This is a genomic window from Catenovulum agarivorans DS-2, from assembly GCF_000568405.1.
GTDB lineage: Bacteria > Pseudomonadota > Gammaproteobacteria > Enterobacterales > Alteromonadaceae > Catenovulum > Catenovulum agarivorans_A.
On sequence record NZ_ARZY01000031.1, the window covers coordinates 34,693 to 55,046 of the forward strand.

Below are 20,354 nucleotides of genomic sequence, written 5' to 3' on the forward strand. Positions count from 1 at the left end.
TGTTCTGTCTTTAAGATGGACGTTTAGCTCAGTTGGGAGAGCATCGCCCTTACAAGGCGAGGGTCACTGGTTCAAGTCCAGTAACGTCCACCACTTATTCATACCTATCCTAAATAATTCAACTGATTATTCACAAACCTATCCACAGTATTGGTATTGTCCCTTAATTATCCAGAAATTATTCAAACCTTTTCCACTGGTTATTCACAGAATTGTTTTATATTTGGAAAGGCTACATATAACCTTTCCAATTCACGTGTTTGTTTTGATCTTTTGAAAGCACCACTACTTCGGTTTTGGATATTATATCATGCAGTGCGCGCTTACCGCTCCAAGGAAAAATCACCCAAAGGTTGCTTAAACCACCAAATGAACATGCTAAACGAATTAAACATTGTGCATGAGTGAGTTGTTTACCATTTAAACTGCGCAGCTGCAGTCGCCACGTTTTCATTCCTGCGGTTTGGCCACCGCGACGCCAAAACCAAACGTAAAAGCCGATAAAACAGCACGCTAAATAAACTTGATAAATTAGATTGTTGCGGGCGTATTCAGAAATGTCTCCATGAATGCCAAGCTCAATCAATCCTGCTGATTTTAGACCGTTAATCACGGCTAAACCAACAGATGATGCTAACAACATTATTGCGATAATAATGAGTCCATCATAAACCCAAGCTCCGATGCGACGAATCAGTCCAGCGCGTTTTATGAGTGGTTGAGGATTTACACTTGTTTGTTCTGACATAATCTCTTTTTTGGCTACTAAATTACGTCGCTATTGTACCTACTAAGTTTGATTAGTGGCTAGATAATTATTGTTTTGTCAGCGCCTGACGCTCTGTTGGTGGTTATTTAAGCACTTAAACCATCAATTTCAAAAAAATACTTGCTTGAATACATTGGCTTTGTATAATGCGCGTCACTCTTTAAGAGTTTCCCCCTAAGTGCCTGGGTGGCGAAATTGGTAGACGCAGCGGATTCAAAATCCGCCGGGGTTAAACCCGTGACGGTTCGAGTCCGTCCCTAGGCACCATAATTTTAAATTTTTCTGTTATTTTTCAAATATTTATCCTTGATGCTCTTTTGGTTGCCCCCCAATATACCCACCAATTGGTTTTCTTTAATCTATTCTCATAGTTGGTCATTTTAAGGTGCTCTAGCTTTAATAGACCTTCGGCGTTTTTGGGGACATACCCTGCTAAATACCCTTGTTTTGTTTGAACAGAGTTGATCCTACACCACCCGCATACACAACAATACTTACTTCTTTTTGATTCTTTTGTGTGCTGTGTTTACAAGTTCTGATATGACCATTGAGTAGGTGCTATTTGGGATTTTTGCATTTCGGCATAGTTCTATCAAATTACTGTAAGTAGACTGGTCTAGAGAAATATTGATGCTTTGCTTATTATTTTTAAATTTTTCTATGCGCCACTCACTTTTCATTGTGGTTAGTAGGTTTTTAACCCATTCTTCTCCACCCCCTACAATGGCCTTGTTTACATATTGTAATAGAGCTTCGTTTATGTAGGGACTTTTCGCACCTAAGTCAATTTGATTATAGCTTAAAAAATTTATAATAAATTGCTGTTGCTCTTGAGTTGCATCTTCCAACCAAGTTTCGAGGCGTTTAATTGTCGGATTTTTCTTATACATTAATATAACGTTCTTGATTGTTTTCCTTATGTTATAATTATGTTTGATGTCATTCAATAAATATTATCTGGTGTTATGTTTGATTATAAATCATTATCTATCATTATAGACTGGAAAGTTATATACGGGGGTTTAAATTAAAACTTCTGGGGGGTATATGAAAGTTTCAAATATTCTATTAGATGAAAGTTTGAATGCAAACGAAAAATTAAATTTGATTAAAGTTGTTTCTCTGAATATAGAATCAGATGAGGATTGCAATTCTATTCGGGAGCTGTCGTGCAGATATTCTATTCAGCGAGATGCGCTTGCTAGCATATTAAAAAAAATTAAACTTGAAACTACGGCGAGCCAAAGCGCATTTTATAAACTGGTTGGCTGTGTGAATCATTTCTCCCAACCCAAAGAGTTGCTGAATAGAATAGGCTCTTCCGATAAAGCACAGCATTATTGCAGTGGTGATTGGGATAGCCATGCTCACATAACTATTCTACAAGATTTGTTGGTAAGTGATTTTCCGTATAGCCACAAAGCAAAGAAATATCCATTAAACAAAAATGAAAGAGTTTTGCTGGCTATTTTATATGTGCTTTCTAGCAACTACTTTGTTGTTCGCGACATCCCAAATAAATACCTCGCATTATTATTGGGATGTAAAATTGGATCAATTCGGCCTTTGGTAAATCGTTTGATTAGGAAAGGGTTTATTCGATGTCTTATTGCGGGTGGATCTTCAAAAAGTTTGGGGTTAGTGGCTTCCACGTATTTATTGCAAAGCGATGTGTTTGGCATTAAAAACAGTCGCGTTTTTCAATGCAGGAACTCATTTTCTTACTTGAACTTGATGTCCGCACTAGGCTTAATGCATGAAAATAAGTGGGCGTCTCCTGAAGGCGCTTCCTATGAGGAAATGGTAAACACTTTAATGGATAAAAAATCTCATAAACTTTTTGGTGATGGGTTTAAACTAGACTGCAAAGAGCCAACTGATTTTGCTTATAGCACAAGTGAGCTCCGTCCTATACTATCGACTGTTGCGAAATTAAACACGGTAATTTTACAAGAGTATGTTAGAGCTTTTGATAAAATCAAACCTAAGACTGAATTAGCTAAGGGGGTATTTGATTGCGTCTTACAGAGAGTGTTTGGTTCTGAAACTATTAGACCATTTCAATATTTGCTAGCGCTGTGTTGTTTGCATCATTTGTTAAAACATAATGGGTGGGTGGACATGGTCCGCGCAAATGTTTTAGAGAATATAATTCCCTCCAAAGATTGTGATTCAGCTGGGGATGATAGCAAGCCCAATAAAGACGCAGATTCAAGCAATGGTGGTAGTGACAAGGATGCAGAATTGGCCAATACCAAAAAAGGTGATAAGCAAACTAACAATAAACCTTTAGCAATTCCTGATGCGAAGCTGTGGCCTCGAATTCAGCACATAGAATATTTTATGAGTGTAGCGGATTTGCGTGTCCAGACCAAATGTGAAGAAACAATCTTGTTTTCTCTGACTTCTGAGCAAACTTTATCGGAGTGACTAATAATTAAAAAACCAAGGCCTGTCTTGGCGGCTAAATCAAAAAAGCCTTTATCTCCTTGGTCGGTTAGATGAGTAGTATGTCGGATTGGTATTATAGAAATAGAATAGAAATTCACTAACTGAAAAAGACTGAGTAAAACTATACGTGCAACAACCTTGATATGTGTTTAACCAATTAGGATATAAATCATGTCAAGACAATATCGAGCAATAACAGAATCACACGTAACAGAGTTTAACGGTTTTCCTCTTCCTAAAGGTGGGGGTCCATACTACACCAATCACTTGGATAAAATTGATAAAACAATTCAGTGTGCATTAAGAGAACATCCTCGTACTATGGCCGTTAGATTAGATTTACACATACCCAGCTACCATAGGGATGATTATTGTGCGCCAGCGTATACCGGCTCCAGCATAATTACCCGCTTTTTTGAATCATTGAATGCTAAGTTGACTGCCGATGAAATGCAACGCAGAAGAAACAATACCAGAGTACACCCATGTCGATTGAGATATATATGGTGCAAAGAAAAGGTGAGCTCATTGCACCCACATTACCACCTTGTGTTATTTGTGAATAAAGACAGGTTCCACACTGTAGGCAGTATCGATATGCAAAGTGGTGAGCGTGGGTTGTTCAATATGGTAGTCGAAGCATGGGCGAGTGCAATTGGGATACTGTCACCAAATCCAACAATCGTACATATGCCGGTTAAAGCAGTGTATTGGCTTACGCAGTCAGACCTTGCTCAGAAGAGCCCGAAAATATGTGATTTTTTTCAAAGAGCCGCTTATTTAGCCAAAGTGGATTCAAAGCATGCCGAGAAAGGCGAGCACTTCTTTGGTAGTAGCCGAGGGTAAGGTGTCGCCATTAGATGTGCTGCAGGTTATGAGGCAAGTAGTGACAGTGCAATATTCGGTTGCTGCTGTGCCTGTATTAGCAAGGTTTCGGCGGATTGTTTGAGAATTTGGTGTTTTACAAGGCTTGCCGTTTCCGCAGCATAATCTGCATCATGAATGCGACTTTTGGCGTTAGTCACATTCTCAGCAACGTTAGATAAGTTTCTGATGGCAGATTCAAATCTATTGCCTGTTGCGCCCATACTGCTGCGTTGATTGTTCACCTGGTACTGTGCAATATCCAGTATGCGAATGGCCTGCTCATATCCATCTTGAGTATTAATATCGAGTACGTCTATTGTGGCTTTGATTTTATCTACAGCGTATAAGCCTAGCTCTGGAATATTTTCAGGCAACACATCTAGGTTTGAAAGTTTTTCGCCAAATGACGTGAGTCTGAACCTTGGGATATAAAGTCCATCATCGGTACCGGGAAACGCATTCGCCATATCATCCAATTTAACCCCATTTGAAGCAACAAACGTAATACCGGTAGAGTTTGGATTTGATGGGTGAAAAATACCTGACACATGAACACCAGAACCACTTAAAGCGGATCTTATTTGGCCTAAAGCTTCAGAAACATAATAACCATTTTCACTGGTTACTGATGGGTTTGCAGGGTCATAATGTATGGCTGGGTCATAAGTAGGTATATTGATTGCGACATTAATGTCATTCACTTTAAAGGTGGTAGGTTGCATAGATGGATCAAAATAAGAATGTACAACGGTGCTGTAATTATCGATTCGTTCCACTTTAACTGGAGAATTATTAACTGGGAAATCAGCATTATTGATCTCATCAAAAAACTCCTGAGCAGTATTGTATGGACCTGAAAATTCAACGCCGTTTAAGTTTAGCGCCTGTGAATCTAGTGCTTTAGTTAAGTTGGTATTCCATGTATATGAGTTGTAACCACCGGAAGATTGATATGTTCTACGACTTTCCCACTCATAAGCACCTAGCTGGCTTGAACGTGCATCTAAGTCAGACACTTCAATATTGTTACCAGCATTGGCATCTACTAAAAAGCGCCCAACATATTCACCGGTTAGCATGGGCTCGCCGTTGAATTCGGTTGTTTGCGCCACCCGCTCTAATTCGGCTTTAAGCTGCTGAAATTCAGTATTGAGCGCGTGTTTGTCTGCATCAGAATAAATGCCATTACCAGATTGCACGGCTAATTGTCGCATTCGTTGAATGAGGCTAGCGGTTTCAGATAATGCGCCATCGGCTACTTGAGTGGCTGATATACCATCACTGCTGTTTCTAATGCTCTGGTTTAATCCACCAATTTGTGACGTCATTCTGTCGGAAATTTGCATACCCGCTGCATCATCTGCAGCACGATTAATTCGAAAACCTGAAGATAAACGTTCAAACGCCTTATCCAACTCCGTGTTGTGTCCACGTAGTTGGTTATTCAAATTAATGACACTTGTTTGATTTTGAATGGACAGACTCACCGATAATTTCCTTAAACCCTTTCCAGTGTTACGACACCTTGCACACTTGTTATCGGATTTATAAATGAGTGTTAGATAATCCATATGCCTATTTGGCTAGGTATATTGCTTACAGTCGCGCCATCCAAGAACAAGGGATGTCGGTTAAAGAAGCGATAGCGCATAAACGCAATGTATGTGTACCCAATGCAAAAGCAGAAAAAATGGCTGGGTTAAAAGCAGATCTTGAAACAGTCCAACAAAAGTTAAAGCAATCGAAAATGGCTTTGGAGGCGGTAAAGCAAAAACGCGTGTAGCGAGATATTGATGCTACCTAAATTTAGCTAAGTATCCTTACCACAACCGCCACTCATAGCGCATTTTAGAAGCACGCAACCTTGGCGGTTGTTCTTTATAACAAACGATGTACACTCGCAGAAAGATTTAATTTAGGCTACCTGATGATTGAATTATTCTGCACTCAAAAGTTAATTGCTAAGCTGCCAGTGAGCCAAGGCTTATTGCCCGAAGGGATTGCGTTAAATGAAAGTTTGACGGAAAAAATATTAAATAATCCTTTATCGGGCTGGCATGCCAATTTATTAACAATCCAACGGCGAAACTGTATTTTAATGGTACACAACCAAACTCGCTTCCCACTATTATTGATTGGCTTGACCAAAAAAGATTTTGCAGTGTTGGATTACCATTTCGCTGACGCGCTCATGAATACATTGTTGAAATTGGGCGCAGATGAAGAGCAGATGCAAGCTGCGCAAGATTTGTTAGCACCAGTTAGTATTGCAAAAGCGTTTGATCGCTCAGTACAAGGCACAATGAATCAAATGAAAGGTGATCTTGAGCATTTCATTTGGTTTGACGATTTAAATATAATGGATTGTTCGGCATATAAACTTTCAGTTTGGTTGGCAAAACGACCTTGTACAGTTAAAGGGCAAAAAGACTGTGTCTGGCCAGATAAAGCCATGTTGCAGCTTTTAACTAGCAATGCCAGTTTGTTCCAAAACTAAGCTCAAACTCAATATGCCCAATTTACTCACAAGGCTGAACTAATAAAATTGTGTAATAGTTATTCGCAGGTGGGGAGATATGATTCATTACAAACAAGGTAATATATTGCACGAGCAAACCCAAGCTATCGTTAATGCTGTGAATACGGTTGGCGTAATGGGAAAGGGCTTAGCTTTACAATTCAAAAAAGCATTTCCAGATAATTTTAAAGTGTACAAAAAAGCTTGTGATGAAAAATTGCTAACAACTGGGCAGGTATTGTCTGTCGAACTAAACAGTATTAATCCCCCGCATTATATTATTAACTTTCCAACTAAAGCACATTGGAAATCGCCATCCCAAATTGGTTATATTACATCTGGATTAGAAGCTTTAAAGCAGGAAGTTAAGCGGCTTTGAAAAATGGATTTACTGTTGAAGAAATTGACGGTGAAGAATATAGCAGTATAGGTGACATCAATGGTTTGCATAAAACTATAGCTGCTGTGAATGTTGATAGTAGAATGCCATTAACCGGTGAAGAGTTTAAATTTTTACGAGTTGAATTGAATGCTTCGCAAAAATTACTTGGTAGCCGTTTTGGGGTTTCAGAGCAAACTATTGCCCGCTACGAAAAAGGTCAATCAGAAATTCCTAGAACGACTGATGCTGCACTACGATCTCTATACATGGAAAGCTTGGATAAAAACAATCCAGTGAGTTATTTTCTAGATTTATTGTCTGATGCAGAAGCGCAAGACGCAGCTAAAGATATTTTACTAGAAGAGATTCATGAGCATTGGGAAATTGCGGTTTGATATTAAAAATTGCTTATTGAGCCCCAACATTTTTGTCGGCTCTTTAATTTGTGCTGTGATGTATCTGGCTAATACAGACCCCACTGAATAACGCGGCCTTAACTCATCTCTGATTTTTTAGTTCGAATGGCCACTTTTATCTGCTGACAAAGATTTAGTTGATGTGATTTTTACACTTCGTTTATTGAATTAATTTTTATTGATGTTTTTCTTTGCGTCGCAACATTTCAAGTGATTTGATGTCGTATTTTGGGTGTTGATGTATGTCGTATTTTTGCGTACATTTTATACGGTGAACATAGGGGCTATTGATGACTATTCAAAGCAGAATTCAAATGAGAGTTAAGCGCTCGAAGCGTTCTGTTTTCCTGCGTTCTGATTTTGAGGACATTGCTGGTTATGATCAAGTGGGCCGGGTGCTGAGAAAGCTTGCTCTTGATGGCTTACTGATGAAGATTGGTTATGGCTTGTATGTTCGAGCTAGAAAAAATCGAATTACCGGAAAGTTGATGCCTGATAATGATGGTGGCGCAGATGGCGTATTGATTGAAGCCATGGAGCGATTAGGTGTCGATTATAAATTTGATGATCTATCAAACATGAACTTAACAGGTCAAAGCACACAAATTCCAGCAAGCGTTAAAATCACCCCAAAAGATCCTCGCTTCACTCGTAAAATTACTGTAGGCAAGCAGTGTGTCAATACTGACATGCCTGAAGTCGATTGAGTAATATTTAATCCTAACCAGATTCGTTGCTGCCATTTTAAATAAAAAGAACACTAAAATATTTGCCTTGGTGTATCTTTGTGGATACACTTTGTTATAGTTATAGATGATGCAACGTAAATATTTTGGTATATGGAATACATTGTTAAGAGACTGGACGAGTTTAACGACTGGCTGAACGATATAAAAGACAGTAAAACTCGGCTGCGTTTAGCTCGCCGATTAGACAAAGCAGGCCGAGGGTTATTGGGCGATGTTAAGCCTGTTGGTGATGATGTTTGGGAAATGCGCGAATTTTTCGGCCCAGGTTGGCGTATGTATTATGTGATTAGGGGCGAGTATATTGTAATTATGCTGGGCGGTGGTGATAAATCGAGCCAGACTAAAGATATTGAAATTGCTCTGAAAAGAGCGGAAAGCCTTGGGGATTAGATGATGACTCAAAAAATTAATGTAAGTAGTTTGCCAGAGTTTGATTTGTCTGAGCAGTTGAGAACCGATGACGATATTGCTGAATATTTGACTATGGTATTGGAAGAGGGGGATACGGACGAATTGATTCGTGCCATTGGTTATATTGCTAAAGCGCGTGGTATGTCGCAAATTGCTCAACAAACTGGTTTAGGGCGTGAAAGCTTATATAAAAGCTTTAGAGCTGGAGCTAAACCGCAGGCGGAAACTATTTTTAAAGTGCTCAAAGCAATTAATATTGACTTGCGTGCCGTAAGCCATGGCAGTATTGCGTAGAGCGATCATTCTACTTGGATACTAGCTCTAATAGTTGAATTAGAATCTCCTCCGGTAGCTGATATACAGCTGGATATTCAAAGTAAGTGTGGCTGAAAGTTAATTAACTTTCAGCCTTCAAACTCCACTAACTCGGCCGCTTTCACAAATCCCGCTTTTAGCGCCTGCCTTAATAATGCTATTGGTGAGCTAACGCCAATTTTGCGATAAATGTTAGATCTGTGCACCGATACAGTTTTTGGCATCATATCTAATGTACTAGCGATATGTTTTGGGTGGATGCCAAAACAAATCAGCCGACAAACCTCAATTTCTCGGTTGGTTAAGCCACCAAAGTCTTCGACTAATTTTCTGTCAGTCTGTTTGATTGGCGTAGATATATTCGAATCCACTTCGACTAACTCAAATATAAACCCCATACGTTGGAAAACAGATTTTAATAGTTCAGCTTCTTTAATCTCAAGCGTTTCAATATCACTCGGAAAATCCAAGGCGGTTGTGTTTTTCAGTGGCAAATCATGCCCTTTATAGACTAAGTAATATTTCATGGCACACCTATACAACTGGTTTAAGTCCCTATAAAAGCCGCACAACATCCTTGTTCACAAACAGGGGGCTGACGAGGATGATACTCTAACTAATATTGTATACAAGAAGGGATAGTCAAATTGCTTATAAGGCTAAGTTATTTGCTTAGTTTTGTTGATTAAATAAACAAAATGGCTTTCTATAACTCAAGCTCTTTAAAGTCACAATCTATTTCATCTTGCGTTATACCGATATAACGTAAAGTCGCAGACTCCTGACTATGCCTAAGCATTTTCATCACCCGGCCTAAATCTTGGGTTTTTTGGTACAACATATAACCACGGGTTTTGCGCATTGAGTGAGTACCTAAATTGAGGTTGAGCTCTTCACCTACCAGCCTAAATGCATCGCAAACAGCGCGCCGCGTTAATGGCTTAGGTTTACGGTATTTGGTTTGTCGACTACGATACGACTGAAATAGGTAAACATGGTTAGGATGGCGGAGCTTAATGTCGTTAATTAATATTTGCGCCTTGGCATTTAGTTGGATATTGGCAACTTTACCGGTTTTACTTTCGCGTAGAATTAACCTGTCTCCCTGAATGTCGGAAAACTGAATGGATAATAAATCGGATATGCGTAGCGCTAAATTAATACCAATGTTCCACACGTCTGACATTTGTTTACTGACGCGAATAGAGAGCAGGTGGCTAATTAAACGAATGGTGTCTGCATCTTTAATTGCATGGACTTCACACATGGTTAACTTCCTCATTTTTTCTATAAAGGGTAAAAAGGGAACCAAGGGCGCTTTCAAATACCGAAGGCCCCATGGGACGGGGGATGCAATCTTCCCGTTTTACCAATACGGGAAGCTAGAATAGAACTGCTAATTTTCACAACTTACTTCAACTTCAAACACACCAAGCTGGTGGTAGCTTAAAAAATTGCGGATAAAGTCACGAATGTATTGCCCTGCAAAAAAGTCGTTGATTGCTCTATCCATCACACGCACAGTTTTGCTGGCAAAACAAATATCCACCTCTTTCACCAGTTCGGGTTGGTAAAAATCAAGGTAACAAAAATCTGTAATGTAAATAAACTTCCAACCGCTAGCGCGTTTTTCTAATCGCACTTCTAGCGGGTGGTATCCACCTTGTTCGGCACTATAGTTTGGGTCCCTAAAGTTAAGCGTGATTGCTTGGGTTGCTTCGGAAAGTTGTGCGCTACTCGCTACACATTTATTAATCACGGTTTTAAACCTTGCTGGTAACTCAAAACCTTGTGTTGGGCTGAATAATAAACTCATATGGTATCTCCTATATCAAACCGGCTTCGGCAAACGAATAGGTCGATTCACCAACAATGATATGGTCAAGCACTCTTACATCTATCAGTGCTAAAGCTTGTTTTAAACGCTCAGTAATTTGTTTGTCTGAGTGAGATGGGTCGGGCACGCCAGATGGATGGTTGTGCGCAAAAATTACTGCCGCCGCATTGTATTGCAGAACCAACTTAACCACCTCACGCGGGTAAACTGAAGCACCGTCGATGGTGCCATAAAACAGCTCTTTGTACTGAATGAGCCTGTGCTGGTTATCCAACATTAATACTGAAAATACCTCACTGTCGTGCTGATTAAGCTTGCACGACAAATAAGCTTTAGTCGCATCTACGTTATAAAACGCTTGTTCTCGTACATAGCGCGCTTCAAGAATAGATGCCGCCTGATTCAAAATTGCCTTGTCTTCGTCTTTCAAACTAGTTAAGTAATCTGTGGTTTTAGTGCTGTGCATAATGGCCTCCAGGGTGATTAAAATATTTATGCACAAAGGTAATATAGGTTTGAATTTTGTTGGATTTAACGTCCAAATAAATCCAATGCCGTGTAACAGAATACGGGCACTGCTTATTGAATGAAACGAACAGTAGGAGTAATTCAATGACTAGATTAATTAAGTTAAAAACCGTACTCAATGTAACTGGCCTAGGGCGCTCAACTTTATACGAATATGTGAAGAATGGACAATTTCCAAAACCAGTTGACCTAGGCATCAGAAATGTAGCTTGGGTAGAATCAGAAGTAGAAGAATGGATTCAACAGCGTATAGCCGCACGAAAATAAATCGAAAAAATTTCACACATACATCATGTCTATTGAAGCAATTAATGAGGACTTAACCATGGTTATCAATAGATTAATGAAACTAACAGAAGTTTTACACACAACAGGATTAGGCCGTTCAACACTCTATGTGCTGATATCAGAAAACAAATTTCCGAAACAAGTGCAACTCACTCAACGCTCAGTCGCGTGGCCACAAGACGAAGTGCAAAACTGGGTATTAGAGCGCATAGAAGAGCGTGACAAAAGTAATACTCAAGCAAATTACAACCAATCGCAAACACCAAGGTTATCACCAGGTTTTAAGCTCAACTAAATTACACGAATAAATAGATAGGCATCACAGGCTTTAACGCTGTGAGCTTAAGTGTATCCAACCATGCAGGCTTGCGCTTGCATGGTTGGATACACACATGACAGTTTTAGTTTTTGTTTTCAGTACAACTGAACTTGTAACCACAAGCTAAACACTGGCAATTATCCAGTATGTTTTGGTCTATTACCTCACCAAACTTAGCCCCCAGTTTATAACCAGCTAAACCTCCAGCAATAGCGCCAATAACTGCACCTGTTGGCACACCAACAGGCCCTGCAATAAAACCCACCCGCATGCCAACCTGCGCACCCGTAAAGGCTGTGCGCAAGCTAGCAACAAAACTAGACGCCATACAAATACCACCGGCAACACGCTTGGCATAATTTAATTCAACAGTATTTTTTGATTTACATTTTGGACATTCAAACATAGTGATTACCTCTTTAATAAAAATTTACTATCGGGTTGATAGCAAAGAGGTAATGTAGGTTTGGGTTTTGTTGGAGTTTGGTTATTAAATTAATGGGGGTAATTAGCTAAATGCGTCACAAAACTTTTTGCGCAAATAATATGTTGAGTTCTGCATTCAATTGTACTAGTTTGTCATATTGGCTATGTAATTGACGCACTTTTCAAAGTGGCCGAGTGAAAATGACTGATACCGTTCTGACTATTAAAGAAGTAGCTGAGTATTTGAAGGTAAATGAGAGAACTGTTTACCGGCTAGCAGCGGCACATAAAATTCCTGCTTTTAAAGTTGGAAATGCTTGGCGCTTTAAACAATCCGATCTCGAAGAATGGATCAGTACGCAAGCAGCTCAAGGAAAAGGGGGGTTGGATGGTAATAACTGATTATCAAGCAAAATACTTTGCGCAGGAATTGACCATTCGCCACGCTGAAAATGGCGTTGATAAATTATCTCAATCCCTTTTTGATGCCAGTGTTGACCTCAATCCGCACCAAATCCATGCGGCACTTTTTGCGCTCAACAATCCGTTAAGTAAAGGTGTTGTACTCGCTGATGAAGTGGGCTTAGGGAAAACCATTGAAGCAGGCTTAGTACTGTCACAGTATTGGGCAGAGCGTAAACGCCGCATATTAATCATCTGCCCAGCGTCACTTCGACGCCAGTGGGCACAGGAATTGGGCGATAAGTTTAACTTACCGACGCAAGTGCTTGATGCAAAAACGTGGCGCAATAGTGTTAACAATGGTCAAACTAACCCGCTAGCGAATCACTGCGTTTCTATTATGTCCTATCACTATGCTGCGCGAATGGAAACACAGCTAATGCTGGAGCCATGGGATATAGTCGTCATCGACGAAGCGCACAAACTACGTAATGCGCACCGTAGCAGCAACAAAATGGGTCAAACGCTACGCCGAGCATTAGATGGCAGTAAAAAGCTATTACTTACTGCAACGCCCTTACAAAATTCGCTTATGGAATTGTATGGACTTTCAACCATCATCGACGATCAAATCTTCGGCGATGAGCGAAGCTTCAAACAACACTTTGTCAATAACGAAAGTGCACTAGGGCATCTAAAGAAACGACTTACCGGGTTTATTCAGCGAACCTTGCGAAAAGATGTACTCGAATACGTCCGCTATACCCAACGTCAAACACTCACCGTACCGTTTACACCCTCTAGTGCTGAAATGGCGCTTTACGAAGGTATTAGTGCCTTACTGGAAAAGGACGAGAGCTATGCACTACCAAAGAGCCAACGTCATTTAACCGGCCTTATACTGAGAAAGCTATTAGCATCTAGTTCGCACGCAGTGCTTAACACACTCGAAACCATAAAGCGCCGATTGGTTGACTTGAAAGTACAGGCTAAATCGGATCTCGATATTATCGGTGAGCTTGTTGAGAGTGATGATTTAGGAGAAGAGTACAGCGAGTATGTAGAAGAAACACAAAGCAATACCCCTGAGAGTGATATTGACTTTGAGTTACTCAATGCTGAAATAGCCGAGCTTGAGCATTATATCGAGCAGGCTAAATCCATTACCACCGACAGTAAAACCCAAGCCTTGCTAACGGCGCTTAATCAAGGGTTTGCCAAAATGGAGGAAATGGGGGCGCCACGTAAAGTCATTATTTTTACCGAATCGAAGCGCACGCAAGAATACCTAGCTCGTTTCCTCGAGGCTAATGGCTTTGCTGATAAATTAGTCACCTTTAGTGGCAGCAATAACCATCCAGAAGCAACCAAAGTTTATCAGCAGTGGTTAGCTGAAAACCAAGGTAGTGATAAGGTGAGTGGTTCACCGCAAATTGACCGCCGTACTGCCCTAATTGATTACTTCCGCCATCATGCCGAAGTTATGATCGCAACCGAAGCGGCTGCAGAAGGGGTTAACTTACAGTTCTGTTCGTTACTGATTAACTATGACTTACCATGGAACCCACAACGGGTAGAGCAACGTATTGGCCGTTGTCACCGCTATGGACAGCAATTTGATGTTGTGGTGATCAACTTCCTCAACGAAGCCAACAAAGCCGATCAGCGTGTTTTAGAGTTACTGACTGAAAAATTCCATCTGTTCGATGGCGTGTTTGGTGCATCGGACGATGTGCTAGGCAGCATTGAATCTGGTATTGATTTTGAAAAACGCATCCAAAATATATACGAGACTTGTCGGCAACCGGCGGAAATAGAAGCAGCTTTTGATCAATTGCAAAAAGAGCTAGAAGCCGACATCAACCAAAAAATGCGCGAGACCCAGCAACTGCTGCTGGAAAATTTCGATGAAGATATTCATGACTTGCTGAAAATTCAGCTTGATGCCGCGCAGCAACGCCTCGATAAAGTAGGTCGTTGGTTTTGGCAACTCAGTACGCATGAGCTTGCAGCTATCGCAGATATCGACCCAAGCAATCATAGTTTTACGCTTAATCAGAACATAAATCAGGCTCCTGCTGGTATCTACCAACTTGTACGCCGAGGACAGCAAAGCGGCAGTATTGAAACCGGTAAACTAGCCAATGCCCATGTGTATCGTATCACCCACCCGCTTGGTGAATGGGTGATCAGCAACGCGCTTCAACGTGAATTGCCTACTGCTAGCGTAATTTTTGATTACAGCAACCACCAAACAAAAATCAGTATGCTAGAACCCTTAGTTGGTTCGTCAGGTGTACTAAGCCTACAAAAATTCAGTGTCGAATCATTAGAACGTAGCGAAGACCATTTACTGTTCGCCGCGCAAGACGACCATGGCAACCTGCTACCAAGTGAAGTCGTGCAAAAGCTGATGCAGCTTAATGCCTGTGTGCAAAGTGAAGTAAGTGAGCAAGAACTTGCCGCCTTATATCCTGGCTATCAAAATGCGCTGCAGCATGCGTTACAGCAGTCGAGACTAGGCATCGAAAAGCAAGTTAACGATCGTAATCTCAGCTTCTTCGAGCAAGAGGTAAACAAGTTAGATTCTTGGGCAGACGACTTAAAAGAAGGGCTTGAACAATCTATAAAAGAGCTTGATAAGCAAATCAAGCAAGTACGCCGCGAAGCCAAAATAGCCCCAACCCTGGAAGAGAAACTTGCCCTGCAAAAACAGCAGCGCCAGTTAGAAAGTCAGCGCAATAAAAGCCGCCGTGAACTGTTTGATAAACAAGATGAAGTGGACGAAAAGCGCGAACAGCTGATTGAAAGCTTAGAAGGCAAACTGAATAAAAAAACCAGCCAAGAGACCCTATTTACCATTGGGTGGACGGTTCAATGATGACAATCAATTTCAACGCCAGCATTGACTTTTTTCAGTTTGGGGCTATGATCACTGCAACAACACCCCTCCCGCTACCCGTCAGATCAGCGCCCTGTGAGGGGTTACTCGTTTCTGGGGCCCGCAAAATTCGATCTTCTGTTACATGGGAGGTCAAATGAGCCGCAAAACAGCCCCTAAAGTCGCCTTTACCAAGCCCCCTACAAGCTTTAGCGATCAAGTACGCTTGTTGCAACAACGTGGCCTAGTGATCAGTGATGTCCCCAAAGCCGAGTTTTATCTGGCACAGCTCAACTACTATCGTTTTGCGGCTTATTGTTTGCCCTATGAGCAAGATCACGCCAGTCATGCGTTTATCGCAGGCACCCAGTTTGAACAAATCCTAAACCTATATGTGTTCGATCGTGAACTACGTTTGTTAGTGCTAGATGCCATCGAGCGTTTTGAGGTGTCATTGCGCACACAAATTGCGTATCAGTTGAGCCAAAAATACCAAACGGCGCACCCTCATTTAAAACCAGAGCTTTTTGGTGACTTATTAGAATACGCCAGCAGCCTTGGCAAACTCACGGGTGAGGTAAAGCGCAGTCGCGAAGAGTTTATTAAACACCTTACGCAAAAATACCAAGAGCCACTACCGCCTATTTGGGCCTGTGTTGAGCTGTTAACCATGGGGCAACTTTCCCGTTGGTACAGCAATATCAAGCTGCGTGCCGACCGCCAAGTAATAAGTAAAAGCTACGGCCTAGATGAAAAAACCCTGACCTCCTTCTGTGAACATTTGTCGCTAGTACGCAATTTAAGCGCCCATCATTCTAGGCTATGGAACCGTGATTTTATCAAAACCACCGTACTACCACGCCATGGTGAATCGGCACTGATCCAAAGCTTGCAAAACCTGCCCGATAGTGACCGGCGTTTACGAAAAATTTATAACACCTTGGTGATGCTGGGCTACCTCATGGATGTGATCAGTGGTGAACATCACTGGAAGCAACGACTCACCCAATTGATTAACCATCACCAAATAGACAATAGCCGCATGGGCTTTCCAGCCGACTGGCAAGCGCGGCCAATTTGGCAATAAAAATAAGGACAACTCACTTGGCAGCATTACAACCACAATTTCTTGCACCCTTAAAAGAACTGCTTCAGCAGCGGTTTGTGCCGCATTTACCGCCATTGCTTGGGCAAGGTGGACGAGAAGACTTACCTGAAAAACAAATTGCACGTGCGTTCAGCGCTTATGTACTGCAAACACATTTTGGCATTGATGCAAAATTAGCGGCACAGTCAGTGTTAGACGACTACAACGATCAAGGCATAGATGCAATTTACTTTGATGAAAACACACGCATCTTATTTATTGTGCAATCAAAGTTTAAATCACGTGAGCAATTTCTCCTGCCTGAAGCGCAGTCCCTGATGACAGGGGTTGAGTTATTGTTAGATAAGAACTTTCAAGCCTTCAACCAAAACTTCAATAATCGCCGTGACTATATAGAAAACGCGCTAGATGAGTGCAATAGCATACAAGTGCTGATTGCATACACTGGGAGTGGTATAGCGGGTACAGCAAACAACGAAATGCAACGCAAGCTTGCTGCATTAGTTGAGCGCGGTGAAGCGCAATTAAAAGTGCAGGTTGAAGAGTTTTCAGCACAGGATGTTGAAGAAGCTTTGCGTGCAGAGCAAGCTATCTCCGAAGTAAATGAAAAAGTAGCTGTTTATAAATGCACAACGACCAATGAGCCCAGAAATGCTGTATTTGGTGTAGTCAAAGTGAATGATCTAGTCAGTTTACACAATAAGCATGGCAAAGCACTTTACGAGAAAAATATTCGCTATTTCATTGGTGCTGGGCGTCGTGGGGTCAACAGCGCAATCAAGCAAACACTACTGGCTAACCCGCAAGATTTTTTCTTTTTAAACAATGGAATCACAATGGTGGGAAACCATGTAGAACCCAAGCGCCTGCAGAACAAAGGTGGCCCACGAAACATTCAGGTACTAGGCCTATCCGTCGTTAACGGTGCGCAAACCATCGCTAGTGCTGCGCAGTTTATGCGTGAAAATCCAGATGCCGATATCAGCCAAGCCCAAGTGATGGTGACGATTATCAACACGGGTAACGATGCATTCCACAAACAAGTAACCAAAGCGCGTAACCTGCAAAACCCAGTAGATTTAGCCAACTTTGCCGCACTGGACGATACCCAAGAACGCTTGCGCCAAGAGATGAAAATGTTTGGTGTGGAATATCTCTACCGCCCACAACAAATCGCAGCAGTGGGTATTCGTAGCATTACTATCGACACATTGGCAAAGGCATTGGCCTGTATGCAAGGTGATGTACGTGTGCCTTATCAGCTAAAGGCAGAGCCTGGCAAATTTACTAACCAAGAAAGTACCGAATACCAAGCCATTTTTAGTGCAGATTTACAAGGTGCCGTCGCCATTAACGCGGTGAACTGCTATTTGGCGATACAAGGCTTATGCACTGCCGCAGAGCGCAGTAACCCAAGCCCAGAAAAACTGGTCTATCGCCATTTTACCTACTGCATAACTACGCTAGTAATGGCGCAGTTTAAAGGCGCTATTACTGCCCCAGAAATTACCGAGCAAGCTGAATTTGAAGGCTTAATCAGCCGCACCTTTGATGAACTGCGACAGCAATTTTTTGATAGTTTTACGGCATTAGCATTGGGCAGTGCGCCACACGCGTATTTTAAGCGCTTGGGCGATACCGCACGTTTAATGCAAACGGTGTGGATCAGCCATTTAAACTTGGCAGAAAGTCCGGCAGTTGTTGCAAAACAAGAACGCCTTCAGGCTAACGACCCACATAACCAGAATTTATTTAGTTACTTAGCCGAGCAAGCACAACGCCGACAAGGGCAAAACGCTCAAGCGGCCAATCGGCAAGCACAGCCAGCCTAGCTATTGCGGTGGGACAAAGACGCCAAGTAACGAACACAATATAAGAGCACAGAAATGATGAGCAAAACCAAATTAGAACTGACCTGGATAGGCAAAAACGAGCGCAAAAAGTTAGAGCCGCGCATTTTGTTAGAAGACCCGAGCAAGTCTTATCACGCCAGCCAAAAAGTCACGGACAACGACATTTTTGATAATAAGCTGATTTTTGGCGATAACCTGTTAGCGTTGAAGGCGTTAGAGCAAGAATATGCGGGCAAAGTGAAGTGTGTTTACATAGACCCACCATTCAATACCGGAAGTGCTTTTGAGCACTATGATGATGGTCTGGAGCATTCCATTTGGCTGGGCTTAATGAGGGATAGGTTAGAAATAATTCGTAATCTACTAAGTGATGATGGAGTAATATTCGTTCACTTAGATGACTGCGAAATGGCTTATTTAAAAGTTTTGATGGACGAGATTTTTGGTCGTGCAAATCAGTTAAATACCATATCGATGACCACAAATGACCCTTCGGGCTTTAAGGCAACAGGAGCCACAGTTTTCTCCACAGTAAACTTTTTGCTTGTATACGCAAAAGATCGCACCCAGAAACCGCTTAACAAAATCTATATACCTAAAGGATATGATACGGGATATAACAAATATCTATTAAACCCGGATGACCATTATAAAAGTTGGACGTGGTGCGGTATTGCCGATGCGTTTGCAAAGGCCAATGGCTATAAAGATACAAAAGAAGCCAAGAAAAAACTGCCTGATACATTTGATGATGAATTAGCACAATTCGCAATTGATAATGCAGAACGTGTATTTCAATCCGTTGCAATTGGTGGTGGTGCTAAAATAAAGAGAAAAGAAACTATCGAGAAGTCAAAGACAGATAGGGATAAGGTTTATGTACATCCAAATGAGGATGTCGAAGGCTTTTATATCGCAAATGGTAGGCAAATGGTCTTTTACTCCAATAGGCTTTTGGAAATTGACGGTGAGATGCAACCTGCTGAACTAATAACTGATGTTTGGACCGACATTAGTTGGAATGGAATAGCAAATGAAGGTGGCGTTAGTTTCAAAAATGGAAAAAAACCCGAAGCGCTTTTGAAGCGGATTTTCGAAATGTGTACGCGAGAAGGCGATTTAGTCTTTGATTCATTCGGTGGTTCGGGAACTACTGCTGCTGTAGCTCACAAGATGAAAAGACGTTGGATCTCGGTCGAGCTAGGTGAACATTGTCATACCCATATTATCCCGCGCTTACAAAAAGTGATTGATGGTAACGATCAAGGCGGCATTTCTAAAGCTGTAAACTGGCAAGGCGGAGGCGGTTTCCGTTATTACAAACTTGCGCCGTCATTAATTGTTAAAGATAAGTTCGGCTTGGAAGTGATCAACAAAGAATACAACCCAGAAATGCTTGCTGAAGCCGTTTGCAAGCTAGAAGGCTTTACCTATGCGCCATCAGAAGTGGATTGGTGGGATCATGGCTACTCAACTGAGACTGACCATATTTACGTGACCACACAAAGCCTGTCTGTTGAAAAGTTAGAAGCACTGTCAGAAGATGTGGGCAGTGATCGAACCCTATTGGTGATGTGTGGCGCATTTCGCTGCGAAGCAGGCCGCTTTGCCAATTTAACCTTGAAAAAACTGCCAAAAGCCATTTTAGATAAGTGCCAATTTGGTCAGGACGATTATTCGTTAAATGTGGCTAATTTAACAGACGATGCGTCTGTCGATGACGATGCAGTGCAAGATTAACGGTTAATAAGGATAATTATAATGACCATGGATTTATCAAGCTTAAAACCCGAGCAATTACGTGCCATTAACAACGTTATCGGCCGGGTAAGTT

24 protein-coding genes and 2 tRNA genes are annotated in these 20,354 nt (G+C 41.5%); 18 read left to right on the plus strand and 8 right to left on the minus strand.

The annotated features are described in order from the left end of the window. Window positions 1-17: 17 nt before the first annotated feature. Window positions 18-93: transfer RNA gene (locus tag DS2_RS14645), tRNA-Val, on the plus strand. A 139-nt stretch (window positions 94-232) separates the two neighbouring features. Here the strand turns inward: DS2_RS14645 and DS2_RS14650 are convergent. Further along, the gene (locus DS2_RS14650) at window positions 233-748 is read right to left on the minus strand and encodes an RDD family protein (RefSeq protein ID WP_035015576.1); all 516 of its coding nucleotides are present in this window, start codon (window positions 746-748) and stop codon (window positions 233-235) included. Between the two features lie 201 nt (window positions 749-949). Between DS2_RS14650 and DS2_RS14655 the strand changes: the two genes are divergently transcribed. Further along, window positions 950-1,036: transfer RNA gene (locus DS2_RS14655), tRNA-Leu, on the plus strand. Between the two features lie 227 nt (window positions 1,037-1,263). On the opposite strand, the gene DS2_RS14660 is transcribed toward DS2_RS14655, so the two are convergent. After that, window positions 1,264-1,659, minus strand: a complete 396-nt coding sequence (locus DS2_RS14660) for a hypothetical protein (protein ID WP_035015577.1) — start codon at window positions 1,657-1,659, stop codon at window positions 1,264-1,266. A 157-nt stretch (window positions 1,660-1,816) separates the two neighbouring features. Between DS2_RS14660 and DS2_RS14665 the strand changes: the two genes are divergently transcribed. Beyond that, complete coding sequence (locus DS2_RS14665) at window positions 1,817-3,199, plus strand: hypothetical protein (protein ID WP_035015578.1); 1,383 nt, start codon at window positions 1,817-1,819, stop codon at window positions 3,197-3,199. A 192-nt stretch (window positions 3,200-3,391) separates the two neighbouring features. Further along, complete coding sequence (locus tag DS2_RS14670) at window positions 3,392-4,066, plus strand: inovirus Gp2 family protein (RefSeq protein WP_035015579.1); 675 nt, start codon at window positions 3,392-3,394, stop codon at window positions 4,064-4,066. Window positions 4,067-4,092: 26 nt separating this feature from the next. Here the strand turns inward: DS2_RS14670 and DS2_RS14675 are convergent, their stop codons facing one another. Then, complete coding sequence (locus DS2_RS14675; protein ID WP_035015580.1) at window positions 4,093-5,574, minus strand: flagellin; 1,482 nt, start codon at window positions 5,572-5,574, stop codon at window positions 4,093-4,095. 68 nt (window positions 5,575-5,642) lie between these two features. On the opposite strand from DS2_RS14675, the gene DS2_RS14680 reads away from it, so the two are divergent. The 7 genes from DS2_RS14680 to DS2_RS14710 all read left to right on the plus strand — a co-directional run bounded on the left by DS2_RS14680 (window position 5,643) and on the right by DS2_RS14710 (window position 8,857). Continuing rightward, window positions 5,643-5,870, plus strand: coding sequence for a hypothetical protein (locus DS2_RS14680; RefSeq protein WP_035015581.1), 228 nt, complete (start codon window positions 5,643-5,645; stop codon window positions 5,868-5,870). A gap of 144 nt (window positions 5,871-6,014) precedes the next feature. Beyond that, a complete protein-coding gene (locus DS2_RS14685) occupies window positions 6,015-6,584 on the plus strand; it encodes a DUF6933 domain-containing protein (RefSeq protein WP_152537618.1) in 570 nt (189 codons plus the stop codon). A 79-nt stretch (window positions 6,585-6,663) separates the two neighbouring features. Next, a complete protein-coding gene (locus DS2_RS14690) occupies window positions 6,664-6,984 on the plus strand; it encodes a macro domain-containing protein (RefSeq protein ID WP_051479908.1) in 321 nt (106 codons plus the stop codon). Beyond that, window positions 6,981-7,382 carry a helix-turn-helix domain-containing protein gene (locus DS2_RS14695; RefSeq protein WP_035015583.1) on the plus strand — a complete coding sequence of 134 codons (402 nt, stop codon included), beginning with the start codon at window positions 6,981-6,983 and terminating at the stop codon, window positions 7,380-7,382. The genes DS2_RS14690 and DS2_RS14695 overlap by 4 nt, the downstream gene beginning before the upstream one ends. A gap of 311 nt (window positions 7,383-7,693) precedes the next feature. Further along, window positions 7,694-8,110, plus strand: a complete 417-nt coding sequence (locus tag DS2_RS14700; RefSeq protein ID WP_035015584.1) for a DUF6088 family protein — start codon at window positions 7,694-7,696, stop codon at window positions 8,108-8,110. A gap of 132 nt (window positions 8,111-8,242) precedes the next feature. Further along, window positions 8,243-8,542, plus strand: a complete 300-nt coding sequence (locus DS2_RS14705; protein WP_035015585.1) for a type II toxin-antitoxin system RelE/ParE family toxin — start codon at window positions 8,243-8,245, stop codon at window positions 8,540-8,542. Continuing rightward, entirely contained in the window at window positions 8,543-8,857 is a 315-nt protein-coding gene (locus DS2_RS14710) for an addiction module antidote protein (RefSeq protein ID WP_200870155.1), read from the plus strand. It begins immediately after the preceding gene. Between the two features lie 110 nt (window positions 8,858-8,967). On the opposite strand, the gene DS2_RS20000 is transcribed toward DS2_RS14710, so the two are convergent. The 4 genes from DS2_RS20000 to radC form a co-directional block, all read right to left on the minus strand. Next, complete coding sequence (locus tag DS2_RS20000; protein WP_051479909.1) at window positions 8,968-9,405, minus strand: response regulator transcription factor; 438 nt, start codon at window positions 9,403-9,405, stop codon at window positions 8,968-8,970. A gap of 179 nt (window positions 9,406-9,584) precedes the next feature. Then, on the minus strand, window positions 9,585-10,145 hold the full coding sequence (locus DS2_RS14720; protein WP_035015586.1) for a tyrosine-type recombinase/integrase: 561 nt from the start codon (window positions 10,143-10,145) through the stop codon (window positions 9,585-9,587). 129 nt (window positions 10,146-10,274) lie between these two features. Further along, entirely contained in the window at window positions 10,275-10,694 is a 420-nt protein-coding gene (locus DS2_RS14725) for a DUF2787 family protein (RefSeq protein ID WP_035015587.1), read from the minus strand. 10 nt (window positions 10,695-10,704) lie between these two features. Then, window positions 10,705-11,181: a RadC family protein gene (gene radC / locus DS2_RS14730; protein ID WP_035015588.1), complete on the minus strand. Its 477-nt coding sequence runs from the start codon at window positions 11,179-11,181 to the stop codon at window positions 10,705-10,707. A 146-nt stretch (window positions 11,182-11,327) separates the two neighbouring features. On the opposite strand from radC, the gene DS2_RS14735 reads away from it, so the two are divergent. Together DS2_RS14735 and DS2_RS14740 are read left to right on the plus strand one after the other, a co-directional pair. Further along, window positions 11,328-11,510, plus strand: coding sequence for a helix-turn-helix transcriptional regulator (locus tag DS2_RS14735; protein ID WP_035015589.1), 183 nt, complete (start codon window positions 11,328-11,330; stop codon window positions 11,508-11,510). 58 nt (window positions 11,511-11,568) lie between these two features. Then, the gene (locus DS2_RS14740) at window positions 11,569-11,826 is read left to right on the plus strand and encodes a helix-turn-helix transcriptional regulator (protein ID WP_051479910.1); all 258 of its coding nucleotides are present in this window, start codon (window positions 11,569-11,571) and stop codon (window positions 11,824-11,826) included. Between the two features lie 106 nt (window positions 11,827-11,932). Here the strand turns inward: DS2_RS14740 and DS2_RS14745 are convergent, their stop codons facing one another. Further along, complete coding sequence (locus DS2_RS14745) at window positions 11,933-12,256, minus strand: hypothetical protein (RefSeq protein ID WP_035015590.1); 324 nt, start codon at window positions 12,254-12,256, stop codon at window positions 11,933-11,935. 221 nt (window positions 12,257-12,477) lie between these two features. Between DS2_RS14745 and mads1 the strand changes: the two genes are divergently transcribed. The 5 genes from mads1 (at window position 12,478) to DS2_RS14770 (ending at window position 20,260) form a co-directional block, all read left to right on the plus strand. After that, window positions 12,478-12,678 (plus strand): methylation-associated defense system helix-turn-helix domain-containing protein MAD1, encoded by a 201-nt coding sequence (mads1, locus tag DS2_RS14750; protein WP_035015591.1) that lies wholly within the window; start codon window positions 12,478-12,480, stop codon window positions 12,676-12,678. After that, the gene (locus tag DS2_RS14755) at window positions 12,665-15,559 is read left to right on the plus strand and encodes an SNF2-related protein (protein WP_035015592.1); all 2,895 of its coding nucleotides are present in this window, start codon (window positions 12,665-12,667) and stop codon (window positions 15,557-15,559) included. Before mads1 ends, DS2_RS14755 begins: the two co-directional genes overlap by 14 nt. A 157-nt stretch (window positions 15,560-15,716) precedes the next feature. Further along, on the plus strand, window positions 15,717-16,646 hold the full coding sequence (locus DS2_RS14760; protein WP_035015593.1) for an Abi family protein: 930 nt from the start codon (window positions 15,717-15,719) through the stop codon (window positions 16,644-16,646). A 17-nt stretch (window positions 16,647-16,663) separates the two neighbouring features. Then, window positions 16,664-18,499, plus strand: coding sequence for an AIPR family protein (locus DS2_RS14765; protein WP_051479911.1), 1,836 nt, complete (start codon window positions 16,664-16,666; stop codon window positions 18,497-18,499). A gap of 57 nt (window positions 18,500-18,556) precedes the next feature. Further along, window positions 18,557-20,260, plus strand: coding sequence for a site-specific DNA-methyltransferase (locus DS2_RS14770; protein WP_035015594.1), 1,704 nt, complete (start codon window positions 18,557-18,559; stop codon window positions 20,258-20,260). Window positions 20,261-20,354: the final 94 nt, after the last annotated feature.